This is a genomic window from Kitasatospora sp. NPDC003701 (genome assembly GCF_053587085.1).
On sequence record NZ_JBSFNM010000012.1, the window covers coordinates 17,464 to 40,812 of the forward strand.

The 23,349-nt window shown below is 74.6% G+C and carries 22 protein-coding genes; 12 read left to right on the forward strand and 10 right to left on the reverse strand.

The genetic code is table 11. The features are described 5' to 3' along the window. Positions 1–109 precede the first annotated feature (109 nt). The 6 genes from ACWDRR_RS13960 to ACWDRR_RS13985 all read left to right on the forward strand — a co-directional run bounded on the left by ACWDRR_RS13960 (position 110) and on the right by ACWDRR_RS13985 (position 7,116). Positions 110–1,579 carry an SPFH domain-containing protein gene (locus ACWDRR_RS13960; RefSeq protein ID WP_449772405.1) on the forward strand — a complete coding sequence of 490 codons (1,470 nt, stop codon included), beginning with the start codon at positions 110–112 and terminating at the stop codon, positions 1,577–1,579. A gap of 81 nt (positions 1,580–1,660) precedes the next feature. Beyond that, complete coding sequence (locus tag ACWDRR_RS13965; RefSeq protein WP_449772406.1) at positions 1,661–2,674, forward strand: 3-oxoacyl-ACP synthase III family protein; 1,014 nt, start codon at positions 1,661–1,663, stop codon at positions 2,672–2,674. Continuing rightward, positions 2,671–3,420, forward strand: coding sequence for a glycosyltransferase (locus tag ACWDRR_RS13970; protein WP_449772407.1), 750 nt, complete (start codon positions 2,671–2,673; stop codon positions 3,418–3,420). Before ACWDRR_RS13965 ends, ACWDRR_RS13970 begins: the two co-directional genes overlap by 4 nt. 146 nt (positions 3,421–3,566) lie before the next feature. Continuing rightward, positions 3,567–5,045: an AMP-binding protein gene (locus ACWDRR_RS13975; protein ID WP_449772408.1), complete on the forward strand. Its 1,479-nt coding sequence runs from the start codon at positions 3,567–3,569 to the stop codon at positions 5,043–5,045. Next, on the forward strand, positions 5,042–6,208 hold the full coding sequence (locus ACWDRR_RS13980) for a cytochrome P450 (RefSeq protein WP_449772409.1): 1,167 nt from the start codon (positions 5,042–5,044) through the stop codon (positions 6,206–6,208). Before ACWDRR_RS13975 ends, ACWDRR_RS13980 begins: the two co-directional genes overlap by 4 nt. Then, entirely contained in the window at positions 6,199–7,116 is a 918-nt protein-coding gene (locus ACWDRR_RS13985; RefSeq protein ID WP_449772410.1) for an NAD-dependent epimerase/dehydratase family protein, read from the forward strand. The genes ACWDRR_RS13980 and ACWDRR_RS13985 overlap by 10 nt, the downstream gene beginning before the upstream one ends. A 48-nt stretch (positions 7,117–7,164) precedes the next feature. Here the strand turns inward: ACWDRR_RS13985 and ACWDRR_RS13990 are convergent, their stop codons facing one another. The 3 genes from ACWDRR_RS13990 to ACWDRR_RS14000 all read right to left on the reverse strand — a co-directional run bounded on the left by ACWDRR_RS13990 (position 7,165) and on the right by ACWDRR_RS14000 (position 8,626). Further along, positions 7,165–7,365 carry a DUF5326 family protein gene (locus tag ACWDRR_RS13990; protein ID WP_387885920.1) on the reverse strand — a complete coding sequence of 67 codons (201 nt, stop codon included), beginning with the start codon at positions 7,363–7,365 and terminating at the stop codon, positions 7,165–7,167. 237 nt (positions 7,366–7,602) lie between these two features. After that, entirely contained in the window at positions 7,603–8,271 is a 669-nt protein-coding gene (gene tenA, locus ACWDRR_RS13995) for a thiaminase II (protein WP_387885918.1), read from the reverse strand. A 37-nt stretch (positions 8,272–8,308) separates the two neighbouring features. Then, positions 8,309–8,626: a cupin domain-containing protein gene (locus ACWDRR_RS14000; RefSeq protein WP_400822906.1), complete on the reverse strand. Its 318-nt coding sequence runs from the start codon at positions 8,624–8,626 to the stop codon at positions 8,309–8,311. A gap of 101 nt (positions 8,627–8,727) precedes the next feature. Between ACWDRR_RS14000 and ACWDRR_RS14005 the strand changes: the two genes are divergently transcribed. Further along, complete coding sequence (locus ACWDRR_RS14005) at positions 8,728–9,105, forward strand: phage holin family protein (RefSeq protein ID WP_449772411.1); 378 nt, start codon at positions 8,728–8,730, stop codon at positions 9,103–9,105. 107 nt (positions 9,106–9,212) lie between these two features. On the opposite strand, the gene ACWDRR_RS14010 is transcribed toward ACWDRR_RS14005, so the two are convergent. Next, positions 9,213–9,632, reverse strand: a complete 420-nt coding sequence (locus ACWDRR_RS14010; RefSeq protein WP_449772412.1) for an SsgA family sporulation/cell division regulator — start codon at positions 9,630–9,632, stop codon at positions 9,213–9,215. A 244-nt stretch (positions 9,633–9,876) separates the two neighbouring features. After that, positions 9,877–10,656: an IclR family transcriptional regulator gene (locus ACWDRR_RS14015; protein ID WP_449772413.1), complete on the reverse strand. Its 780-nt coding sequence runs from the start codon at positions 10,654–10,656 to the stop codon at positions 9,877–9,879. Between the two features lie 328 nt (positions 10,657–10,984). Between ACWDRR_RS14015 and ACWDRR_RS14020 the strand changes: the two genes are divergently transcribed. After that, a complete protein-coding gene (locus tag ACWDRR_RS14020) occupies positions 10,985–11,512 on the forward strand; it encodes an NUDIX domain-containing protein (protein ID WP_449772414.1) in 528 nt (175 codons plus the stop codon). A 41-nt stretch (positions 11,513–11,553) separates the two neighbouring features. Here the strand turns inward: ACWDRR_RS14020 and ACWDRR_RS14025 are convergent, their stop codons facing one another. The 4 genes from ACWDRR_RS14025 to pdhA all read right to left on the reverse strand — a co-directional run bounded on the left by ACWDRR_RS14025 (position 11,554) and on the right by pdhA (position 17,071). Further along, positions 11,554–13,293 carry a globin domain-containing protein gene (locus tag ACWDRR_RS14025; protein ID WP_449772415.1) on the reverse strand — a complete coding sequence of 580 codons (1,740 nt, stop codon included), beginning with the start codon at positions 13,291–13,293 and terminating at the stop codon, positions 11,554–11,556. A 225-nt stretch (positions 13,294–13,518) separates the two neighbouring features. Next, complete coding sequence (locus ACWDRR_RS14030; protein ID WP_449772537.1) at positions 13,519–14,877, reverse strand: dihydrolipoamide acetyltransferase family protein; 1,359 nt, start codon at positions 14,875–14,877, stop codon at positions 13,519–13,521. Between the two features lie 5 nt (positions 14,878–14,882). Continuing rightward, a complete protein-coding gene (locus ACWDRR_RS14035; protein WP_449772416.1) occupies positions 14,883–15,932 on the reverse strand; it encodes an alpha-ketoacid dehydrogenase subunit beta in 1,050 nt (349 codons plus the stop codon). After that, positions 15,929–17,071: a pyruvate dehydrogenase (acetyl-transferring) E1 component subunit alpha gene (gene pdhA, locus ACWDRR_RS14040; RefSeq protein WP_449772417.1), complete on the reverse strand. Its 1,143-nt coding sequence runs from the start codon at positions 17,069–17,071 to the stop codon at positions 15,929–15,931. The genes ACWDRR_RS14035 and pdhA overlap by 4 nt, the downstream gene beginning before the upstream one ends. Before the next feature lie 148 nt (positions 17,072–17,219). Between pdhA and ACWDRR_RS14045 the strand changes: the two genes are divergently transcribed. After that, positions 17,220–17,681: an Lrp/AsnC family transcriptional regulator gene (locus ACWDRR_RS14045; protein ID WP_449772418.1), complete on the forward strand. Its 462-nt coding sequence runs from the start codon at positions 17,220–17,222 to the stop codon at positions 17,679–17,681. Positions 17,682–17,783: 102 nt separating this feature from the next. On the opposite strand, the gene ACWDRR_RS14050 is transcribed toward ACWDRR_RS14045, so the two are convergent. Further along, the gene (locus ACWDRR_RS14050) at positions 17,784–18,368 is read right to left on the reverse strand and encodes a TetR/AcrR family transcriptional regulator (protein ID WP_449772419.1); all 585 of its coding nucleotides are present in this window, start codon (positions 18,366–18,368) and stop codon (positions 17,784–17,786) included. A gap of 126 nt (positions 18,369–18,494) precedes the next feature. On the opposite strand from ACWDRR_RS14050, the gene ACWDRR_RS14055 reads away from it, so the two are divergent. The 3 genes from ACWDRR_RS14055 to ACWDRR_RS14065 all read left to right on the forward strand — a co-directional run bounded on the left by ACWDRR_RS14055 (position 18,495) and on the right by ACWDRR_RS14065 (position 23,306). Continuing rightward, a complete protein-coding gene (locus ACWDRR_RS14055; RefSeq protein ID WP_449772420.1) occupies positions 18,495–19,763 on the forward strand; it encodes a hypothetical protein in 1,269 nt (422 codons plus the stop codon). A gap of 161 nt (positions 19,764–19,924) precedes the next feature. Next, complete coding sequence (gene paaN / locus ACWDRR_RS14060; RefSeq protein WP_449772421.1) at positions 19,925–21,625, forward strand: phenylacetic acid degradation protein PaaN; 1,701 nt, start codon at positions 19,925–19,927, stop codon at positions 21,623–21,625. A 151-nt stretch (positions 21,626–21,776) separates the two neighbouring features. Beyond that, positions 21,777–23,306, forward strand: a complete 1,530-nt coding sequence (locus ACWDRR_RS14065) for an FAD-dependent monooxygenase (protein ID WP_449772422.1) — start codon at positions 21,777–21,779, stop codon at positions 23,304–23,306. Positions 23,307–23,349: the final 43 nt, after the last annotated feature.

The window sequence follows — 23,349 nt, forward strand, 5'->3', positions numbered from 1 at the left end:
AAGAGATCACGGTGAGCGGAGAATCTCCGCTGCCACCGTGTTCCGCGCCTTCCTGCACACCAGAGCGCAGCCACGGAACGCCGGTGTGCGCTGAAGGGGGAATCAGCCGATGCTGATCGGCGTAGCGGGGGCCGCAGTGGCCTTCATCATCATTCTGATCGTGCTGTTCAAGCTCATGTGGCGGGTCGCCGAGCCGAACGAGGCACTGATCATCTCGGGTTCCAAGCACCGCTCCGAGGGCGTCGGCGAGAGCATGGGATTCCGCATCGTCACCGGGCGGGGGACGCTGGTGACGCCCGGTGTCCAGGTGGTGCGCAAGCTCTCCCTCGACCTCAACGAGGCCGACCTGGACGTCGAATGCGTGACGTCCCAGGGCATTCCGGTGCACGTCAAGGGAGTTGTGATCTTCAAGGTGGGCGACGACACGGTGTCGATCGCCAACGCCGCCCGGCGCTTCCTCGACCAGCAGCAGATGATGGGCCACCGGGTCCACAACGTCTTCGCCGGTCATCTGCGGTCCATCGTCGGCAGCTTGACGGTCGAGGACATGATCCGCGACCGCGAGCGGCTGACCGGGGAGACCCGCGCCGCCTCGGGCTCCGAGATGGAGAAGCTGGGTCTGATCATCGACTCGCTGCAGATCCAGGAGATCATCGACCCGACCGGCTACATCCAGAACCTCGCCGCTCCGCACGCGGCCGCCGTCATGCGGGACGCCCGCATCGCCCAGGCCGAGGCCGACCGCCGGGCCACCGAGGCCGAGCAGGAGGCCTTCGCGCGCAAGGCCGAGGCGACCCGCAACTCCGGCATCCAGCAAGCCGGTTACCAGGCCGAGCTGGAGACGGCGACCGCCCGGGCGATGCAGGCCGGACCGCTGGCCCAGGCCGCCTCCCGGCAGGAGGTCGTGGTCCAGGAGACCAAGGTCGCCGAGCTGGAGGCACACCGCAAGGAGCAGCAGCTCCAGGCCGACGTCCGCAAGCCCGCCGACGCCCGGGCGTACGAGACCAGGACCAGGGCCGAGGCCGACCGCGACGCCCGCATCTCGGCGGCCCAGGCGCAGGCCCAGGAGACCGAGCTCAAGGCGGCCGCCGAGGCCAACCGGGTCAAGATCGCCGCCATCGCCGAGGCCGAGGCCACCCGGGCGCGCGGTCTGGCCGCCGCCGAGGCGACCAAGGCGACCGGCCAGGCCGAGGCCGCGGCCGCCGAGGCCAAGGGTCTGGCCACCGCCGAGGCGGCCCGCGCGCTCGGTCTGGCCGAGGCGGAGGCGATCAAGGCGCGCGCCGCCGCCCTGGCCGAGAACCAGGAGGCCGTGGTCGCGCAGCAGCTCGCCGAGAACTGGCCCGAGATCGTCCGGGCCGGCGCGGAGGCCTTCGGCAACGTCGAGCACATGGTGCTGCTGAACGGCGCCGAGGGCATGGGCGAGATGTTCGCCAAGGCGCTCGCCATGGGCGGCACCGGCCTCGGCCTGGCCCGCCAGCTGCTCACCACCATGAACGCCCCGGAGCCGTCCGCGGCCCCGGCCGGCCCCGCCGCTCCCGCCGCCCCGGTGCCCGTCCAGTCGATCCCGATCAAGGACTGACCCCACGTTGGGTACCGCGCCGCGCCCACCTGAGTACCCGTACTCAGGTGGGCGCGGCCACGCCCGCCGGAGCATGGGGGCATGCACCCTGCAGCCACCGCGCGGATCGGCATCACCGCCGTCGGAGCCCACCTCCCCGCCCACCGACTGACCTCCCAGCAGCTCCAGGACGAGGTCACCGCCGGCGGTCGACTCCGGCTTCCGGAGCGGATGTTCGAGAAGGCGACCGGCATCGTCACCCGGCACTTCGCGGCCGAGGGCGAGTACGCCTCCACCCTGGCCGTCGGCGCCGCCCGGCGCGCCCTGGCGGCCCGCGGCCTGGACCCGCTCGACCTCGACCTGCTGCTGTACGCCTCCGCCACCCGGGACGTCTGCGAACCCGCCACCGCCCACCTCGTCCAGGCCGAACTCGGTTCGCGCGCCCACGCCCTGGACGTCGGCAACGCCTGCAACAGCTTCCTCAACGGGATCGACCTGGCCCGCGCGATGATCCTGGCCGGCCGCGCCCGGCGCGCCCTGGTGGTCACCGGCGAGACGCCCAGCCGGGCGATGCGCCGCGACCCGGCCGGTCCGGCCGACTTCCGGGACGGCTTCGCCGGGTACACCTTCGGCGACGCCGGCGCGGCCGTGGTGGTCGAGGCGGTCGAGCGCGGCGGCATCCTCGACATCGAGACCGAGACCGCCTCCGAGCACTGGGCGGCCGGCGGCATCCCCGGCGGCGGCTCGCGCCACCCGCGCGGCGACGAGTACAGCTACTTCCGGGGCGGCGGGAAGGAGTTGCGCGGCGTCTTCGAGAAGATCGGCGGCTCCATCCTGACCAGGGTCGCGGCCCGCACCGGCCTCGGCTGGGACGACTACGCCCGGGTGCTGGTGCACCAGGTGACCGTCCCCTACCTGGAGCGCTTCGTGGAGCTCACCGGTGTGCCCGCGGACAAGCTGGTGCTCACCGTGCCGGAGCTCGGCAATGTCGCCAGTGCCACACTGGGCATCCAACTCGACCGAATAAAGCCCGAGTTGTCCCCGGGCGACAAGGTGCTGCTGATCGGCCTCGGCGGCGGCGTGAGCCTGATGACGATGGTGTGGGAGGCGTCGTGAGCCCCGGTACGGACCTGTGGGTGGTCGTCCCGGCCTACCAGGAGGAGGCCCGGATCGAGGACACCCTGACCGCCCTGGCCGCCCAACGGGACCGCGCGTTCACGCTGCTGGTCGCCGACAACGGCTCCACCGACGCCACCGTGGCGAAGGTCCGGGCCTTCGCCGCCCGGGCGCCGTTCCCGGTCGAGGTGCTGGTCGAACCGGAGAAGGGCGTCGGCTCGGCGATCGACACCGGCTTCCGCCACGCCATCGCGCGGGGCGCCACCCTGCTCGCCCGCACCGACGCCGACTGCCTGCCCGAACCCGGCTGGACGGCCGCCGCCCGGGCCGGGATGCTCGCCTCCGGCGGACTGGTCTGCGGCCGGGTCACCGCCCGCCGGGACGAGCACGGGCCGGCCGGGCGCGCGGTGTTCCTGGTGCTGGTCGCGCTCGGCGCGTTCTTCGGACGGATCCGGCCCGCGCACCACCGCCGGCACGGCTACCGCACGCCCTACCGGATGCACGCCGGCAACAACATGGCGATCACCGCCGAGCTGTACCGGGCCGTCGGCGGCATGCCGCGCAGGCCCTCGCCCACCGACCGGATGTTCATCAACCGGGTGCGCCGCCACAGCACCGCGATCGTCCACCGCCGCGACATGGTGGTCCAGAACTCCACCCGGCGGATCCGCGCCTACGGCGTGGTCGGCACCGCCCGCTGGTACCTGGAGCGCGGCGCGGGCCGGCGCTCGGTCGACGTCCGCTGAGCCGGCCCCGGCCACCGGTCCGACCCTTTCGACGGCGCTCCCGCCGGTCCGACCCCACCGACGACCACTCCCGCCGATCCGACCCCACCGACGACCGCTCCCGCCGATCCGACCCCACCGACCGACGCCCCGTTGAGGAGGGCCCCGTGCTCGACCGGCTCGCCCACGCCCTGCGCACCGTCCACCCCGACCGGCCCGCCGTCCTCGGCCGGGGCCGCACCGGCGCCACCCGGGTCCGGATCCGCCGCGGCGAACTCGCCGACCTCGCCGACCGCTACGCCGCCGCCCTGCACGCCCGCGGCCTCGGCGCCGGCGCCACCCTCGGTGTCGCCGTCCGCCCCGGGCCCCGGGCGCTCGCCGTACTGCTCGCCGCCCACCGGCTCGGCCTGCGGGCCGCCGTCCTCGACCCGACCGCAGGGCCCGACGTCCTCGCCGCCCGCCTCGCACTGGCCCGGCCGGACCTCGTCCTCGCCGACGCCGCCGCCCAGGCGGTGGCCGGCTGGGCGGGCCCGCTGGCCCGCCGCGCCGACCTCGCCCTGCCCCGACTGGACGCGCTCGGCCCGGTCGCCACCCTCGGCCGCCGGCTGCCCGGCTGCGCCCCGCGGCTCGCGGCCGCCGGTGCCGCGGTGCCCGCGCCGCGCGGCGGCGGCCCCGACGGCGATGCCGTGATCGTCTTCACCTCCGGCACCACCGCCCGCCCGCGCGCCGTCGTGCACACCCGCGAGGGCCTGGCGGCCGGCCTGCGCACCGTCACCGAACTGGTCGACCCCCGCCCCGGCAGCACCGTGCTCGGCGGCACCTTCTTCGTCCTGGTCCCCGCCCTCGCGGCCGGCGCCGCCGTCGCCCTGCCGGCCCGCGGCCCACGCGCGCTGGCGGGCCAACTCGCCCGGCTGGCACCGGCCCAGACCTACCTCACCCCGCCGGCGCTGCGTGCCGCGCTCGGTGCCGGGGCCCGCTTCCACGGCCGGGTCTGGACCGGCTCCGCCCCCGCCGACGCCGGCCTGCTGCGGCGGGTCAAGCAGGCCGGCGCCGACCAGGCCTGGGGCGTCTACGCGCTCACCGAGCTGTTCCCGGCCGCCGCCGTCGAGGAGGCCGCGAAGAGCGCCCACACCGGCCCCGGCGACCTGGTCGGCGCACCGCTGCCCGGGGTGCGCGCCGGCCTCACCCCGGAGGGCGAACTGCTGCTCACCGGCCCGGGCGCCCGGCACCGCTACCTCGGCGAGGAGCCCGACCCCTGGGTCCGCACCGGCGACCGGGCCGTCCTCGCCCCGGACGGCCGGATCGTGCTCGCCGGGCGGCTCAAGGACATGGTGCTGCGCCGCGCCGAGAACATCTACCCCGGCCTGTACGAGCCCGCCCTGCACCTGCCGGACGTCGAACTCGCCGTCCTGGTCGGCGTTCCGGCCCCCGACGCGCCGGGCGACGAACGGCTGGTCGCCCTCGTCCAGCCGCGTCCCGGCGCCGATCCGCGGCGGCTGCGCGCCGCCCTGCGGGCCCCGCTCGACCGGATGGGCGGCGCCCGCCCGGACGCCGTGCTGTTCGGTGAGGTCCCGCTGGCCGGGCGCTCCCGCAAGCCCGACCGGGCGGCGGCCGCCGCCCACTGCGCCCGGGAGCTGTCCGCATGACCGGCGAGCCGACCCGCCCGGCGCCCGCCGCGGACGCCCTGCCCGCGACCGCCCTGCCCGCGACCGCCCTGGCCGCGACCGACCGGGCCGCGCGCCGCCGGGACCGCCGGGTCTATCTGCGCAGCCACCCCGTCCTGTTCGCCCTGCTCTGCGCCACCCGCCGCCGCCCGGTCGTCCGGCTCGGCCGCACCGTCCTCGTCCACGGCACCGAGGCCTACCGCGAGGCGCTCACCCGCGTCCCGCTCGACCGCACCGCGCCCGGCACCACCGGCGGCGCCGCCGCCCGGCTCACCGGCCGGGGGCTGCTGTTCGACCAGGAGGGCGCCGAACACCGGGCGGCCCGCCGCGCGGTGGCGGCCGACCTGAGCACCGCCACGCTCGACCGGATCCGCCCGCACTGGCGGGCCGTGCTCGCCGAGCGCGTCCCGGCCCTGGCCACCGGCTCGCTCGAACTCGTCGGCCTCGCGCAGGAGTTGGCCGGCGTGACGGCCGCCGCGCTGACCGGCTCCGCCGCCTGCCCGCACGCCCTCGCCCGGGCCTGTACCGACGCCGCCGCGGCCGCCGCCCGGGACCACCTGCCCGGCCCGCGCCTCCCCGGCCGCCGGCGGGCCGACGCCGTGGCCGCCACGGCCGGCCTCACCGCGCTGCTGCCGGACCCGCTCGACGCCATGCTCACCGTCGCCGCCGTCACCACCACCGTCGCCGCCCTGCCCCGGGCCGCCGCCTGGTGCTCCGACGCCGGCCTCTGGCCCGGCGTCGACGCCTCCACCGCGCCCGGGCTCGCCGTCGAACTCCTCCGGCTGACCGCCCCCTCGCCGCTGCTCCCCCGGGTCGCCGCCGCCGACGCCACCCTGGCCGGCTGCCCGGTCCGGACCGGCGACCGCCTGGTGCTGGTCGCCCGGCACGCCGCCCGGGCCCACCACAGCGGCCCCGCCCCCGGCCCGGCCGCCGCCCAGGCCGTCTTCGGCGCCGGCCCGCACGCCTGCCCGGGCGCCGGGCTGGCCAGGGCGCTGCTCACGGACGTGCTGCTCGCGCTGGCCCCGTACCGCCCGGTGGTCGCCCGGGCCCGGGTCGACCGCCGCTCCGCGCTCCCCGGCTACGCGGAACTCACCCTGCGGCCCGCCGGGGCCGACCGGCACGTCAGGGAGTCCCGATGCGGATAGCCGTCACCGGCGCGGGCGGCTTCTGCGGCTCGCACGTCGCCCGCGCCGCCGCCGCGCTGGGCCTCGACGTGCTCTGCCTCGGCCGCTCCCCGGGCCCGGTCGGCCGCCACGTCCCCTGGGACGCCACCACCGGCGACCCCGACCTGACCGGCGTCGACCTGGTGGTGCACTGCGCCGCCGCCGTCGCCGACCTCCCCCGGGGCTCCGCCGGCGAGGCCCAGCAGTACGCCGTCAACGTCACCGGCACCGAACGGCTGCTGCGCGCCGCCGCCGGGCGCCCGGTGGTCCAGGTGAGCAGCGCCAGCGTCTACGACCCCCGGCTCGACCGCTCCGCCGTCCCGGAACAGCACCCCACCGAGGGCGGCCACCTCAACGCCTACGGGCGCACCAAAGCCGCCGGCGAACGGCTCGCGCTGGAGGCGGGCGCCGTGGTGCTGCGCCCGCGCGCCGTCTACGGGCCGGGCGACCCGCACCTCGCCCCGCAGCTGCTGGCCCGGGTGCGGCACGGCCTGCTGCTGCTCCCCGGCGGTGACGTCCGGATCAGCCTGACCGCCGTCCAGAACCTCGCCGACGCCTGCCTGGCCGCCCTGGGCCTGAGCGGCCGCGCCTGGCCGCCCGGCGCGTACAACATCGCCGACGACCGGCCCTACCGGCGCGACGACGCCGTCCGCCGGGTCCTCGCCGCCCACGGGGTGCGGGCCCGGATCCACCACGTGCCCGTGCCGCTCGCCCGGCTGGCCGCCCGCACCGGCCGCGTCCCCGGTCTGACCCCGTACGCGGTCGACCAGCTCGCCACCGGCATCACCCTCGACCTCGGCCGCGCCCGTGCCCGGCACTGGCGGCCGCGCTGGGACCTCGACACCGTCCTGGTGCCCGACCGGCCCGCCGCCGCGCCCGCGAACGACTGACGCCCGCACCCCCCGAGGGGGTACGGGCGTCCGGGGCCGGCCGGCGGCTCAGCTCTTGGCGGCCTTCTTCACCAGGATCACCACGGCCGCGGCGATGCCGACCACCACCAGCAGCTTGATGACCAGGCTCAGCAGCGCGCCCACCACGCCGAAGACGAATCCGATGATGTTCCAGGCCAGGATCAGCACCAGCACCGGAACGACGATGTTGCGCACCCACGAGGGCAGCGACTTCCAGAACTCAGCCATGTCCGTTCCTTCTCTCCCCTCGGGCCGGCTGCCGTCCGGTGCCGCATCCCGCTTGCTTTCGATACTTCGATCGTACGGTGACTCACGGGCCGGAACGAGAGCCAACGGCCCGGAGAGAACCCGGAGATCACCCCTACCCCGGGCCCGGGGACATCCCCGGGGGGAGCGGCTCGAAACGGCCCCGGCGACGTGCGGGAAATCGCCCGGCCGGGCGCGGGACCGGGCCCGGGACCGGCGTCAGACCGGCCAGGTCTCGCCGCGCCAGGCGGCGTCCCAGAACATCCACTCGTACCGCGAGGTGGTGGTGAAGTGCTCCACCACCCGGCGGCGTTCGGCCGGGGAGATCTCCTCGCCGAGCCGGTCGGCCAGTGCGAGGACGCGACGCACCACGGACTGGAACGCCTCGTCGCCGTAGGTGGCGATCCACTTGGCGTACAGCGGGTCGGGGGAGCCCTTGGCGAGCAGCTGGTCGCCGACCCGGGCGTAGATCCAGTAGCAGGGCAGCACCGCGCCGACCGCCTCCGCGAAGGAGCCGCCGTACACCGTGGCCAGCAGGTAGCTGGTGTAGGCCCGGGTGGTCGGCAGGACCGGCTCGGCGGCGGCCTGTTCGGCGCTGGCGCCGAAGGCCGTCATGAACTCCGCGTGCATGCCCTGCTCGGCCGCCAGCGCACCGACCGCGTCGTCCGCGAAGGCCCGCACGTCCTCCTCGCCGGGCGCCTTGGCGGCGCAGACGGCGAGCGCGCGGGCGTAGTCGCGCAGGTAGTGCGAGTCCTGGACGACGAAGTGGCGGAACGCCTCGCGCGGCAGGGTGCCGTCGGTGAGGCCGCCGATGAAGGGGTGGTCGAGGATCTCGGCGTAGATCGGCTCGATCGCCGCCCAGAGTTCTTCCGTCAGGCTCAGGCTCATGCCCCGACCCTAACCGGACCGGCCCGGGCCCCCGCCGTCAGTCCTCCGGCGGGGAGAACACCACCAGGACCCGCAGCTCCTCGGTGATGTGGTGGAACCGGTGCGGCACCCCGGCCGGGACGTAGACGACGGTGCCGCGGGCCACCGTCGTGGTCTCGTCGCCGACGGTCAACTCGGCCCGGCCGCTGACCACCTGGTAGATCTCGTCCTGGGCGTGCGCGGTCTGCGGGTCGGTGTCGCCGGGGGAGAGCGCGTAGAGCCCGGCGGACATCCGCGGCTCGCGCAGGAAGCGCAGATAGGCGCCGTCGTTGGCGGCACGTTCGGCGTCCAGTTCGTCCAGCCGGAACAGCTTCACCGGGGCACCCCTCCTCGTCCTGGTCCGGGCCCAGGGGCATTCAACACCAAACATGTCGGACGGAGCTTCCCCCACCCCGTCCGGCCTGCGACGCTGGCCCCATGAAGGGTTTCGTCATCAAGACACTTATCAACGCGGCCGCCATCTGGGTGGCCGCCTGGATCGTCACCGGCATCACGCTGACCGGTGACGACTGGCAGCACAAGACCCTGACGGTGATCGCCGTGGCGCTGATCTTCGGGGTGGTGAACTGGCTGATCAAGCCCGTGGTCAAGCTGTTCTCGCTGCCGCTGTTCATCCTCACCCTGGGGCTGATCACCTTCGTCATCAACGCCCTGATGCTCTGGCTGACCTCCTGGGCCTCGGACAAGCTCGACCTGAGCTTCACCGTCGACGGCTTCTGGGCGGCGCTGTTCGGCGCACTGATCATCAGCCTGGTCTCCTGGGGGCTCAACCTGGCGCTCGGCGACGACGACTGAGCAGGCCCGCTCCCCGCGGCCCGACGCGCAGCACGACGCGAAAGGGGCCCGCGCCCGGTTTCCGCACCGGGGGCGGGCCCCTTCTGCCGTGGCGGCCGGGCGACCGGTCACCTCTCACAGCCTCTGAGGATGTCGGCGAGCTGGGCGTCGATCTCCCCGCCGGTGAGCTCCTGGCCCATCGGCACCAGCCGGTCGGTGCGGGCCAGGAAGGCGATCAGCGGCGGCGCGGAGGCGCGCAACAGGGCGTCCCCGTCGGGGGAGTGCAGCACGATGCAGACCTCCGAGAGCTCCCCGCCGACCGGGTGGACGTGCACGTCGCCCTCGCCCGCCGGCCGGCTGATCCCGTCGAGCAGCAGTTCCCGGGCGAAGACCCAGGTGACCGGGGCGTCCCCGGGCAGGTGGAAGGTGAAGCGGATCGCGTACGGGTCGGCGGGGTCGTACTCCAGGTCGACCACGATGCGGAAGGAGAGCTCGGTGGAGACCACGAGGTTCATCACCAGGTGACCCTGGACTGTGCTGTGCTGCATGGCGCCAGTACCTCTCGTTATGCCCGGCCGTGCGTGCTGTGGGTCCGCAGGTGGCCGGACAATGCAGTTCGCTGACATGGGAGGGAGTGCGGCTGTGTCGGTTGTGCGACCGATTGAGGCGGTTTTGCGCAACCAATCCCTGTTCGATCCTCATCGTCCATGTTTGGGGACGTAGTGGACAAGGTGTGCTTTTTCAAATGGTGAACGAGGGGAATGAGCTGTTGCCCCTGGGGCACAAGGAGTGTCAGCGGACGAACGAGGCGGTCATCGCGCCGACGCTGCGGCGCAGTTGCCCGGCGGCGGCGGCCAGCCGCCCGGCCTGCTCGACCGGGAGGGAGATGGCCATCGTCGCGACCACCGAGCCGACGGTGATGGGGACGGCGGCGCAGACGGTGCCGAGCGCGTACTCCTGGTGCTCCAGCACGGGCATGGTCGGCCGCAGCGCGGCGAGCCGGCGCAGCACGGTCGACCCCTCGGTGAGGGTGGACGGGGTGAGCCCGACCGGCGGGTGGCGGGCGAGGTGGTCGCGCCGGGCCTCGTCGGGCAGTTGGGCCAGCAGGCACTGGCCGATGGCATGGGCGTGCGCGGTGACGCGGAAGTCGGCCCACGGCTCGACGGCCGGCTGCCCGGCCCCGGCGGCGGTGTCCACCACCGTCACCTCGCCGTCCTGGTAGCGCGCGAAGTAGACCGCGGCGCCGAGTTCGTCCCTCAACTGTTCCATCCGGGCCCGCAGGCCGTGCCGTTCGGACTGCCGGTCGTCGGCCCGGCCTATGCCGTCCACCGACTCCCCGTAGAAGAACCTGCCGTCGGCCCGCCGCAGGTAGCCCTCGTGGGTCAGGGTGCGCAGCAGGTGGTACGTGGTGCCGAGCGGCAGGCCGGCGGTGCGGGCGAGCTGCTTGGCGGTCGCCCCCTGCAGATGACCACCGACGGCCTCCAGCAGCCGCAGCGCCCGCTGGACGGAGGCGATCAGGGTGGGCTGCCGGTCCTTGCGCGCCGGTGTCGTGCGCCCTGCGATCTGATCCATGACCACACCCAGCCCCCAGCCCGAGTCGTTGCACAGGAGGGCATGCGGAGTGAAGTACTCCGATTTGCCCGATAGTCGCTCATTGCAGCACAGGCACAGCGCCGCTGCAATCACTCTCATACGGTTCGATCGATAAATTCCTTCGAATCGAAGGTAAGAATAGAATTCTGATCGATACTTTCAAGATCCGTTCAAGGTTCATCTTTATGATCCAAGATCTATCGGCACTGTGAGCACTCCCCGAACGGACGCACCCGAGCGGGCACGAGTTTCGGCCCCGCCGGCCTGCGGGAGACTCCCGCACAACGCTCCAGCCCCGGAGGTGGTCATGCGCACCCCGCCCCGACCCGTCGTCAAACGGACCGCACGGGCGATCCTGCTGGAGCTCGACCCGGCCGATCCACACGGACCGGCCTCGATCGTGCTGATCAAACGCACCCGGCCCGGCTCCCCGCACCCGTACTGGATCACCCCGGGCGGCGGGGTCGAGAGCAACGACCGCACCGTCACGGACGCCCTGCACCGCGAGGTCGACGAGGAGCTGGGCGGCAAGGTGGTGGACGTCGTCCCCGCCTTCGTCGACACCCTCAGCCACACCCACCACGACGACGGCACGCTGCTCCACCCGCACGGGGTCAAGGTGCAGCACTTCTTCGTCTGCCGGCTCGCCTCGATGGACCTCGACCGCCGGCACGGGCCCGAGGTGGACGAGCCGAACGGCGAGTACGAGGTGGTCCGGGTGCCCTTCACCCGCGAGGGCGTCACCTCGGTGAACGTCGTCCCGCCAAGCCTGCGGGCGTACCTGGCGGCCAACATCGAGGGCGTCCGCGCACTGCTCGCGCCCGACCTCGGCTGACGGAGCCCCGGTCGGCCCGGGCGGGCCGAGGATCCGGCCCCTCAGCCCGCCGCCAGATCGCCGACCAGGTCGTGCCGGATCCGCTCCGGCGCGACCCCGGCCCGCAGCAGGACGCCGACCCCGCGCCGCACCATCGCGGCCGGCCCGCCGAGATACGCCTCCCGGCCCGCCCACGGCCCGAACCGGCCGACCACCTCCGGCAGTTCACCGGTGAGCAGGTCACCGGTGAGAAGACCGCCGGTGAGCAGACCGCCGGCGGCGGCCGGACCACCGGCGTGCGGCCCCGGCCCGGAGAGCACCGGGCGCACCGAGAGCCAGCGGTGGCGCTCCGCGAGCGCGCGCAGCGCCTCCAGCTCGTACAGCTCGGCGGCCTGCCGGGCACCGTAGAAGACCTCGACCGAACGGCCCGCCGCACCGTGGTCGGCCACCTCCTCGACCAGCGCCTTGATCGGGGCGATCCCGGTGCCGCCGCCGAGGCAGAGCAGGTCCGCGCCGGCCGCGTGGTCGACGGTCATCGTGCCCGCGGCCGGGCCCAGCCGCAGCACGTCCCCCGGCGCGGCCCGGTGCACCAGCGCATTGCTCACCCAGCCCGCCTGGACGGCCTTGACGTGGAGGGTCAGCAGGCCGTCCGGCCGGGGCGCGGAGGCGAACGAGAAGTACCGCCAGACCCGCGGCCACCAGGGCGTCTCCAGGCTGGTGTACTGCCCCGCGCGGAACGGGTAGGCCTGGTCGGGGCGGAGGGTGAGCACCGCGACGTCGGGGGTGCGCAGCTCGTGGCCGACCACCTCGGCCTGCCACCAGGGCGGCGAGGTGCGGGCGTCCCCCTCGGCGGCCTCGATCATGATCGTGGAGACCAGCCGGTAGACGCGGCGCCAGGCGAGCTCGGTCTCGGCGTCCCAGCGGTTGCCCGCGTACCGGGCCAGCGCCGCCACCAGGCATTCCCCCACCGGGCCGTAGTGGCCGGTCAGGGTGCCGTACCGGCGGTGGCCGCAGCCGAGCGCGCTCAGGTAGGTGCGCAGGCCGTCCGGGTCGCCGGCGTTGCGGGCGGCCATCAGCAGGGCGCGGAAGAGCCGGTCGCGCTGGACGTCCATGGCGGCCGGGAAGAGGGCGCGGACCTCGGGGTGGTGCAGGAAGATCAGTGCGTAGAAGTGCGCGGTGGCCCGGTCGGCGACCGGCTCGACCACGGCCAGGCTGGCCCGGATCAGCTCGATGTCCCGGGCGGTGGGCGGCTGTTCGGCCTCGGCGACCGCGACGGGCGCGGTGACCTCGACGGGCGCGGTGACCTCGACGGGCGCGGCAGGCGCGGCAGGCGCGGAAGCGGAGGCGGGCAGCGGGCCGGTCGGCGATTCGGGCAGCGGGCCGGTCAGCGGCCGGGACGGCGGTGCGGACACCGGTACGGGGGCCGGGCCGGGCCCGGCGAGGGCCGGTGGCCGGGCGAGGTCGCCCGAGCCGGTCCAGTTGAGGCCGGGGGCCCGGGTGAACAGCGGCTCGATCGCGGGCACGGGCTGTCCGGTGGGCGTCGACGGCGCCGGGATCGCGGGCGGCTCGGCCGGCCGGTCCGGGATCGCCGGCCGCGGCGGCGCGGCGGACGCCGGCGGGAGGTCCGGCGGGTCCAGCGGCATCGGGGGGAGGGCCACCGGGGTGTCCGCCCCCACGGCCGGCGCGGCGTCCGGACCGGCGTCCGGGCCGGTGTCCGACAAGCCGTCCGGCATGCCCGGAACGGCCGCGGCCCGCGCCGAGCCGTGTCCGGTGCGGACCAGGAGAGTTCTGCGGGACTTCACCGCAACGTTTCGAGTACCCAAGAGAATCGTTTCGCCTCCGGCCGGCCTGTGCCACCACCTGGCTTGTTCCTGCTGACGCCTAGGCAGCGTGGCACGCCCGAAGTGCTCATCCGACAAATCGCGCGAAGCCCGGACACCCGCCCCCGGTACGCGCTACTCTCGCTCGATCTGCGGTCGCCCTGGGTGTCCGGGCAGCCACCCAAGGCGACCGCCCGGACAGGCCGGTCACAACTGCCGCAGCAGCATGCCCGGTTGCTCGACGCAGTCCGCGACGAACCGCAGGAACCCGCCCGCCGTACCGCCGTCGCAGACCCGGTGGTCGAAGGTGAACGACAGCTGGGTCACCTCGCGCACCGCCAACTCGCCCTGGTGAACCCAGGGTTTGGCGACGATCCGGCCCACGCCGAGCATCGCCGCCTCGGGGTGGTTGAGGATCGGGGTGGAGCCGTCCACGCCGAACACCCCGTAGTTGTTCAGGGTGAACGTCCCACCCGTGAGTTCGGCCGGAGTGAGCGCACCCGTCCGGGCCGACTCGGTCAACCGCCCCAGCTCGGCGCCGAGTTGCTCGGTACTCAGCCGCTGGGCGTCGCGCACCACCGGGACGACCAGGCCGCGCTCGCCCTGGGCGGCGAAGCCCAGGTGCACCGCGGAGTGCCGCAGGATCCCCGAACCGTCCTCGGTGACACTGGAGTTGAGCTCGGGGTAGCGGGCCAGCGCCACCGTGCAGATCCGGGCGAGCAGTGCCAGCACGCTCACCTTCGGACCGGGTGTGGCGTTCAACTGACGCCGCAGTGCCATCAGTTCGGTGGCATCGGCGTCGACCCAGCAGGTCGCCGCCGGGATCTCGCGGTGGCTGCGGGTGAGCTTCTCGGCCACCGCCTTGCGCAGGCCGCGCAGCGGAACCAGCTCGGCCCCGGCCGACGCCCCGGCCGACGCCCCGAGCGACACCCCCGCCGGCACCCGCGTCCCGTTGTGCACCGGCGCCTGGGCCGGGGCCCGGCCCGAGGCCAGCGCCGCGACCGCCCGTTCGACGTCCGCACGCATGATCAGGCCGTCCGGCCCGCTGCCGGTCAGTGTCGCCAGATCGATCCCGTGCTCCCGGGCCGACCGACGGACCAGCGGCGAGATCACCGGCACCACCACCGGAGCGACCGCGGCCACCACTGCAACGGGCGCCACCGGAGCGGCCACCGCGACCGGAGCGGCCACCGCCGGAGCAGCCGCCGCGCCGGCCGGAGCCCCGACCCGGCGGCGCCGGCCGCCCCGGTCCGGCTCCGCGACCCCGTACCCGACCAGCGGGCGCTCCACCTCGGCGACCGGGGACGGCGCCCCCTCGACCGGCGACACCGCGACCGTCACCAGCGCCGCGCCGACCGCCACCTCCTCACCCGGCTCGCCGTACCGGGCGGTGACCACCCCGCCGTACGGGCAGGGCACCTCCACCACGGCCTTGGCGGTCTCCACCTCCACCACCGGCTGGTCGACGGCGATCACCTCGCCGACCTCGACCATCCAGCGCACCACCTCCGCCCCGGTGAGCCCCTCACCGAGGTCGGGCAGGGTGAACTCGCGTACGACGGGCATCATCCTCAGGCCTCCCACTGCAGCCGGGCGACCGCGTCCAGGATCCGGTCCACCCCGGGGAGGTGGTGGTGCTCCAGCATCGGCGGCGGGTACGGGATGTCGAAGCCGGTGACCCGCAGCACCGGTGCGGCCAGGTGGTGGAAGCACCGCTCGGTCACCCGGGCGGCGATCTCCGCGCCGGTGCCGCCGAAGCCGGTCGCCTCGTGCACCACCACGGCCCGGCCGAGCGAGCGCACCACCCGGCAGACCGTCTCGTCGTCGAACGGCACCAGGGTGCGCAGGTCCAGCACCGCGAGGTCCCAGCCCTCGGCCTTGGCCGCCTCGGCCGCCTCCAGGCAGACCGGCAGCGAGGGACCGTAGGTGATCAGCACCGCCGACGTCCCGGTCCGCCGCAGGACGGCCCGCCCGATCGGCTCGACCGGCGCCGCCGGGTCGAACTCCGCCTTGCCCCAGTAGAGCCGCTTGGGCTCCAGGAAGACCACCGGGTCGTCCGAGGCGATCGAGGCCCGCAGCAGCCCGTAGGCGTCGGCCACCGTGGCCGGGGTGACCACGTGCAGGCCGGGGGTACTGGCGTAGTAGGCCTCGGAGGCGTCGCTGTGGTGCTCCACCCCGCCGATGCCGCCGCCGTACGGGATGCGGACGGTGATCGGCAGCGGCAGCCGGCCGGCCGTGCGGTTGCGCATCTTGGCGACGTGCGAGAAGAGCTGCTCCAGCGCCGGGTAGGCGAAGGCGTCGAACTGCATCTCGACCACCGGGCGCAGCCCGTACATCGCCATGCCGATCGCGGTGCCGAGGATGCCGGCCTCGGCCAGCGGGGTGTCCAGGCAGCGGTCGGCGCCGAACTCGGCGGTCAGGCCGTCGGTGATCCGGAAGACGCCGCCGAGCGCGCCGACGTCCTCGCCGAGCACGTGCACGGACGGGTCCTCGCGCAGGGTGTCCCGCAGCGCGGAGTTGAGCGCCTGCGCCAAGGTCGCGGTGCGCGGGCCGGCCGGGGAGGGCCGCACGGCGGTCCGGCCGGGGGTGGGGGCGGGCGCGGGACGGGCGGTGTTGCTCATGGGTGCTGCACCTCGGCCTCGGCGGCCAGCTCGGCGGACAACTGGGCGGCCTGCTCCCGCAGTTGCGGAGTGGGCTCGGCGTACACATGGGCGAACAGGGCCATCGGGTCGAGCGCGGCGTCGGCGTGGAACTCGGCCCGCATCCGAGCCGCCAGCGCCTCCGCCTCGTCGGCCGACTCCTGCACCAGGGCGTCGTCCAGCAGGCCGAGCCGGCGCAGCTCGCGCTCCATCAGCAGGATCGGGTCGTGCTCGCGCCAGGCGGTCACCTCGGCGTCGTCCCGGTAGCGGGTGGCGTCGTCGGCGTTGGTGTGCGCCTCGACGCGGTAGGTGAGCGCCTCGACCAGGGTCGGGCCGCCGCCGGCCCGGGCCCGCTCGACCGCCTCGGCCAGCACGCTGTGCACGGCGGGCGCGTCGTTGCCGTCCACCAGCCGGCCCGGTATCCCGTAGCCGACCGCCTTGTGGGCGAGCGTCGGCGCGGCGGACTGCGCGGTGAGCGGGACGGAGATCGCGTACCCGTTGTTCTGCACCAGGAAGACCACCGGGGCGTTCAGCACGGCGGCGAAGTTCAGTGCCTCGTGGAAGTCGCCCTCGCTGGTGCCGCCGTCGCCGAGCAGCGCCAGCGCGACCACCGGATCGCCGCCGAGCCGGGCGGCGTGCGCCAGTCCGACGGCGTGCGGGGCCTGGGTGGCCAGCGGGGTGCACAGCGGCGCCGTCCGGGCGGCCACCGGGTCGTAGCCGGTGTGGGCGTTGCCGCGCAGCAGGGTCAGCGCCTCCAGCGGGTCGACGCCGCGGGAGACCACCGCGAGGGTGTCGCGGTAGCTCGGGAAGAGCCAGTCCCGCTCGCCGAGCGCCAGCGCGGCGGCGACCTGGCAGGCCTCCTGGCCGGTGGACGCCGGGTAGACGGCCAGCCGGCCCTGCTTGGTCAGGGTGGTGGCCTGCTGGTTGTAGCGGCGGCCGACCACCAGGCGGCGGTACAGCTCGCGCAGCAGCGCGGGGTCGTACTTCTCCAGCTCGGGAGTGCCGAGCACGCGGACCGGTGAGGCGTCCGGAAGCAGCGGGGCCGGGTCACTGCGCGGGGCGGTCGCCCCGGGCAGCCAGCCGGGCACCGCCGTGTGGTGTCTGTGGTCGAGAACGGTCATCTCGGGCACCTCCAGGGGTGGCGGGGGCTCCCTACCGATTGTTCGGTCGTCTGTTCATCTTGACCAGAAGCGTGACAAGGTGCTGGACAATCGGCCCGGGTGGCGGTCGACTGATGGCAGTGCGTCCAATCCTTGGGGGTGGGGGGTCATGTCGACTGAACAGACGTCCAGACTCGACCGTGTCGACCGGGCGATCCTGCGGCTGCTGCAGCAGGACGGTCGCGCCTCGATCCGCTCGGTGGCCGAGCGGGTCCACGTGTCCAGGGCGAATGCGTACGCCCGGATCTCCAGGATGGTCGAGGACGGCGTCATTCGCGGCTTCACCGCCCGGGTCGACCACGAAAGAGCAGGTCAGGGCGCATCCGCCTATGTCACCCTGAAAATCGTGCAGAACTCCTGGCGGACGGTGCGCGAGCAACTGCTGGAGCTGCCCGGGGTCGCGCACATCGCTCTGGTGGGCGGAGACTTCGACGTCCTGCTGCTGGTGCACACCGCCGACAACCACGCCCTGCGCGAGCTGGTGCTGGGCAGCATCCAGTCCATCCCGCAGGTGCTCGGCACCCGCACCATGCTGGTCTTCGAGGAGACCGACCAGGTGCCGCCGCTGTGATCCCGCCCGCCGGGTCGGCGGGGCGCACCCGTCCGGGGTGCCCTTTCGGGACGGGTCCGCGTCCCTTTGGCGCGGTGTCCCGCGCCCCCGCCGCTCCGGCGCCTACCGCGCCCGGAGGCCGTCGAAGGCCAGGTGGACCACCGCGTCCGCGACGCCGTCGGCCGCCTTGAGGCCCGGCCGGTACCACTCCACGATCGAGTTGATCATGCCGAAGAGCAGCCGGGTGGCCAGCCGGGGCTCGACGTCCGCCCGCAGCGAGCCGTCCGCGACGGCCGCCCGCAGCAGCTCGGCCACCTGGTGGTCGAAGTCCCGGCGGCGCTCCAGCGCCCACTGCTCGGTGGCCGTGTTGCCGCGCACCCGCAGCAGCAGGGTGACGTACGGCAGCTCGGCCAGCAGCACCTCGGCGGTGCGCCGCACCACGTGCTCCAGCCGCTCCACCGCCGGGCCCTCCACCGCGGCCGGTTCGGCGAGGATGCCGAACAGCCCGTCCAGGGCCCGCCCGACGGCCAGCCGGAGCAGCTCCTCCTTGCCGCGCACGTGGTGGTAGATCGAGGACTTGGAGATCCCGGCCGCCCGGGACAGGTCCTCCATCGACGTGCCGTCGTAGCCGCGCTCGTTGAAGACGTCGACGGTCACCGCGAGCAGCGACTCCACGGTGTACGCGGTACGCGTGGTGTGATCGGCCATCCTCCGAGTATCCCCGCACCCGCTCCGCCGGATGCGCCCGGGTCCGTTGGTCCGCACCAACAGCGCGGCCGACGGCCTAGAATCTGCGGACCAGCGTCCAAGGCCAGCAGGGTGGGGTCCAGTCTGATGAGCGCAATACCGGCAGTCGCCTCCGATGTGCCCGAGCAGCGCAGCGAGGAGCCGGGAGCCTCGGCGGAGACCGGCCCCCGCGAGCGCGCCCGCGCCCTGGTCCTCCGGTTCGGGCCGGCCGTCTGGTGCTACGCGGTGCTCAAGCTGCTCGGCTTCACCGTCTTCATGAAGCTGCTCGCCTACTCGGGCGACTACGTCAAGAAGCACCCCCGGTTCGGCGGCGGCGCGAACCCCTGGGACGTGCTGGCCAGCTGGGACGGCTGGTGGTACCAGCAGATCGCGCAGTTCGGCTACCACCCGGCGCTGGTCCCGATCCCCGGCGGCACCCCCGGCTTCACCATCGAGCAGAACTCGGCGGCCTTCTTCCCGCTCTACCCGGGTCTGATGCGGCTGGTCTCGGACGGCACCGGGCTCGGCCTGTACGGCGCCGGGATGCTGGTCTCGGTGGTCGCCTCGCTGTTCGCCGCCGCCGGGATCCACGCGGTGGTGGACCGGCTGGCCGGCCCGCGCGCGGGCGTGATCGCGGCCGGCCTCTGGGCGATCGCCCCGGGCTCCGGCGCCGAGTGGGCGCTCTACTCCGACTCGCTCTTCGTCGCGCTCGCCGCCTGGGCCTGCTACTGCGTGATGACCAAGCAGTGGATCGCCGCCGGCGTGATCACGCTGGTCGCCGGCCTCAACCGGCCGACCTCCGCGGCGCTGATCGGCGCCGTCGGCCTGGCCGCACTGGTCGAGCTGTACCGGCGCGAGAGCGGCGTCCTCCGCCCGGTGGCCGCGATGCTGCTGGCCCCGCTCGGCCTGCTCGGCTACGTCGGCTGGGTGGGCTGGCGGGTGGACGACTGGGGCGGCTACTTCAAGCTCCAGCACGACGCCTGGCTGCACTACTTCGACTTCGGCCAGGGCACCTTCAAGGCGATCCGCGGCGTGCTGCTGGGCCGCTCGGACTACCCGTTCGCCTGGCCGGTGACCGACCTGCTGGCCACCCTGATCGTGCTGACGCTGCCGGTGCTGATCGTGCTGCTGATCCGGCTGCGCCCGCCGCTGGTGCTGACCGCCTACACGCTGGCCACCATCGTCTCGGTGCTCGGCAGCCTGGGCATCTTCGGCAACACCTCGCGCTACCTGCTCCCGGCCTTCCCGCTGCTGATCGCCCTCGCGGTGGCGATGCGCAAGCTGAGCTGGCCGGTGCTGGCGGCGGTGCTCGGCACCGGCGCCGTCGCCTCCGGCTGGTACGGCGGGTACGTGATATTCGAGCTCGGCATCCCGTAGGCCGGTACCGGCCACCGGCACCCTGCCCGACCCCGGGGGCGCGTCCGTTTCGGACGCGCCCCCGCGCGTTTACCGGATCGGACCCGCACACCCTCTTGAGCCGACCGATCGTTCGGTTACTCTGTGACGTGTCCCGTCCTCCCCTCTGAGGAGCGCACACCATGTCCGCAGCGGTCACCCACCCCCTCGTCGCCGAGCTGGTCGCACGCCACCAGGCCACCCTGGACGCCGCGCTCGCCGCCGCCGCGTCGCGCGACTACTGGTCGCCCTACCCCGAGTTCCCGAAGGCCTACGGCGAGAGCGGCGCCGCTGACGGCAAGGCCGCCTTCGAGGCGCTGCTGAACCGGCCGTTCGCCCTCGACGGCCACCCGGCCGACGGCGACCTGATCGGCGGCGAGGCCTCCCCCTACGGCGTCGAGCTGGGCATCGGCTACCCGCACGCCGAGCCGGACGCGCTGATCGCCGCGCTGACCGCGGCCCGGCCCGGCTGGGCCGCCGCCGCCCCGCTCACCCGGGCCGCCGTCTGCCTGGAGATCCTGGCCCGGATCAACGCCCGCTCGCACGAGTTCGCGAACGCGGTGATGCACACCACCGGCCAGGCCTACGGCATGGCCTTCCAGGCCGGCGGCCCGCACGCCCAGGACCGCGGCCTGGAGGCGGTCACCTACGCCTACGCCGAGCAGACCCGGCTGCCCAGCAGCGCCGGCTGGAGCAAGCCGCAGGGCAAGCGCGACCCGCTGGTGATGACCAAGGAGTTCACCGTCGTCCCGCGCGGCCTCGCGCTGCTGATCGGCTGCAACACCTTCCCCACCTGGAACGGCTACCCCGGCCTGTTCGCCTCGCTGGCCACCGGCAACCCCGTCCTGGTCAAGCCGCACCCGCGCGCCGTCCTGCCGCTCGCGCTGACCGTGCGGATCGCCCGCGAAGTGCTGACCGAGGCCGGCTTCGACCCCAACCTGGTCTGCCTGGCCGCCGAGCACGAGGGCGGCACCGTCGCCCAGACGCTCGCCGTCCGCCCCGAGGTGAAGCTGATCGACTACACCGGCTCCACCGCCTTCGGCGACTGGCTGGAGGAGCACGCGCGGCAGGCCGAGGTCTACACCGAGAAGGCCGGTGTGAACACCGTGGTCGTCGACTCCACCGACGACTACCGGGGCATGCTGAACAACCTGGCCTTCTCGCTCTCCCTCTACAGCGGCCAGATGTGCACCACCCCGCAGAACCTGCTGATCCCGCGCACCGGCATCGACACCGACCAGGGCGCCAAGTCCTACGACGAGGTGGTGACCGACCTCGCCGGCGCCATCGACGGCCTGCTCTCCGACGACGCCCGCGCCGCGGCCGTGCTCGGCGCCGTGGTCAACCCCGGCGTGCTCCAGCGCACGGTCGCCGCGGCCGGCGGCGAGTACGGCGAACTCGCCCTCGCCCCGCGCGTGGTGACCTCGCCCGAGTTCCCCGCCGCCACCGTCCGCACCCCCGCGCTGGTCAAGCTGGACGCCGACAAGCCGGACGACCGGGCGGTCTTCCGCAGCGAGTGCTTCGGCCCGGTCTCCTTCGCCGTCGCGGTGGAGAACACCGCCGCCGCGGTGGAGCTGCTGCGCGACACCGTCCGGACCCAGGGCGCGATGACCGCCGCCGGCTACACCACCTCGCCCGAGGTCGAGGCCGCCCTGGTCGAGGCCTCGCTCGACTCCGGCGTCTCGCTCTCGCTCAACCTCACCGGCGGGGTGTACGCCAACCAGACGGCCGCCTTCTCCGACCTGCACGGCACCGGCGCCAACCCGGCCGCCAACGCCGCCTACTGCGACGGCGCCTTCGTCGCCAACCGGTTCCGCACCGTGGAGATCCGCCGCCACAGCTGAGCCGATCGGGTACCGGGCCCCGGCGCCGCCGCGCCGGGGCCCGGTACCGTTCCGCGGAGATTCACAGCCCCGCCCCGCGCCAGCGATGATGGAGACCGGGAGAACGCCCAGATCGGCGTCCAACCTCCGTCCGACCACCGGGAGCTGACACATGACCGCGAAGCAGACCGTCACCGACGTCCTGATCGTCGGGGCCGGACCGACCGGCCTGCTGCTGGCCGGGGACCTGGCCACCGCCGGGGTCCGGGTCACCGTCCTGGAGAAGCGCGGGACCGAGTCCAACCTCACCCGGGCCTTCGCCGTGCACGCCCGCAGCCTGGAGCTGCTGGACGCCCGGGGCCTGGCCGACGACCTGATCGCCACCGGCCGCCCGCTCACCTCGCTGCGGCTCTTCGACCGGCTCCGGGTCGACCTCGGCAGCCTCCCGAGCCGCTTCCCGTTCGTCCTGATCACCCCGCAGTACCACACCGAACGCCTGCTCCAGGAGCGCGCGCTGAAGGCCGGCGCGACCATCCTGCGCGGCACCGAGGTCGTCGGGCTGCGGCAGGACGCCGAGGGCGTCACCGTCGAGACCCTCCCCCGCGACCGCGGTGGCGAGGCCCCCGCGGACGGCGCCACCGAGACCCACCGGGCCGGCTACGTGGTCGGCACCGACGGCGTCCACTCCACCGTCCGCGACCTGCTCGGCATCCCCTTCCCCGGCGAGTCGGTGGTCAACTCCGTCGTGCTGGCCGACGTCCGGCTGGACCGCGCCCCCGACGAGGTGATCGCCGTCGGCGCCGCCGAGGGCGGCTTCGCCTTCCTCGCGCCGTTCGGCGACGGCTGGTACCGGGTCATCGCCTGGGACGGCGCCGAACAGCACGCGGACGGCACCCCGCCCCCGCTCGACCGGATCGCCGAGATGACCCGCAACGCGCTCGGCGAGGACTACGGCCTGCACGACGCCCGGTGGAGCTCCACCTTCCACAGCGACGAGCGGCAGGTGCCCAACTACCGCTCCGGCCGGGTCTTCCTGGCCGGCGACGCGGCCCACTGCCACTCCCCGGCCGGCGGCCAGGGCATGAACACCGGCCTCCAGGACGCCGCCAACCTCTCCTGGAAGCTCGCCGCCGCCGTCCGCGGCCGGGCCACCGACGCCCTGCTGGACACCTACCAGACCGAGCGGCACCCCGTCGGCAAGGCGGTGCTGCGCACCTCCGGCGCGCTGATCCGCCTCGCCCTGGCCCAGTCCGCGCCCACCCGGGCCCTGCGCGGCGCCCTCACCACCCTGGCCGACCACCTCGACGTGGTCGCCGAGCGCGGCGCCCGGACGGTCTCCGGCATCGGCATCCGGTACGCCGCGCCCAGGGACGCCCACCCGCTGGCCGGCCGGCGGGTGCCCGACCTGCGGCTGACCGGCCTGGAGCAGGTCCGGGAGGGCGAGCCGGCCGCCCCCGAGCGGCTCTACGAGGCACTGCGCGCGGGCACGTTCGTGCTGGTCAGCAATGACCAGCTGCCCGCCGCCGAGCCGTGGGCGGACCGGCTGCTGACCGTCGCCCCGGCCGACCCGCACGGCAAGCTGCGCGACACCGTCCTGCTGGTGCGCCCCGACGGCTACGCCGCGTGGGCGGCCGTCGACCCGGGCCAGGGCGAGATCCGCGCCGCGCTGGCCCAGTGGCTCGGCGCCCCCGCCGAGGGCTGAGCGTCCGGCGGGGGCGCGGGGCGGCGGACCACCGCCCCGCGCC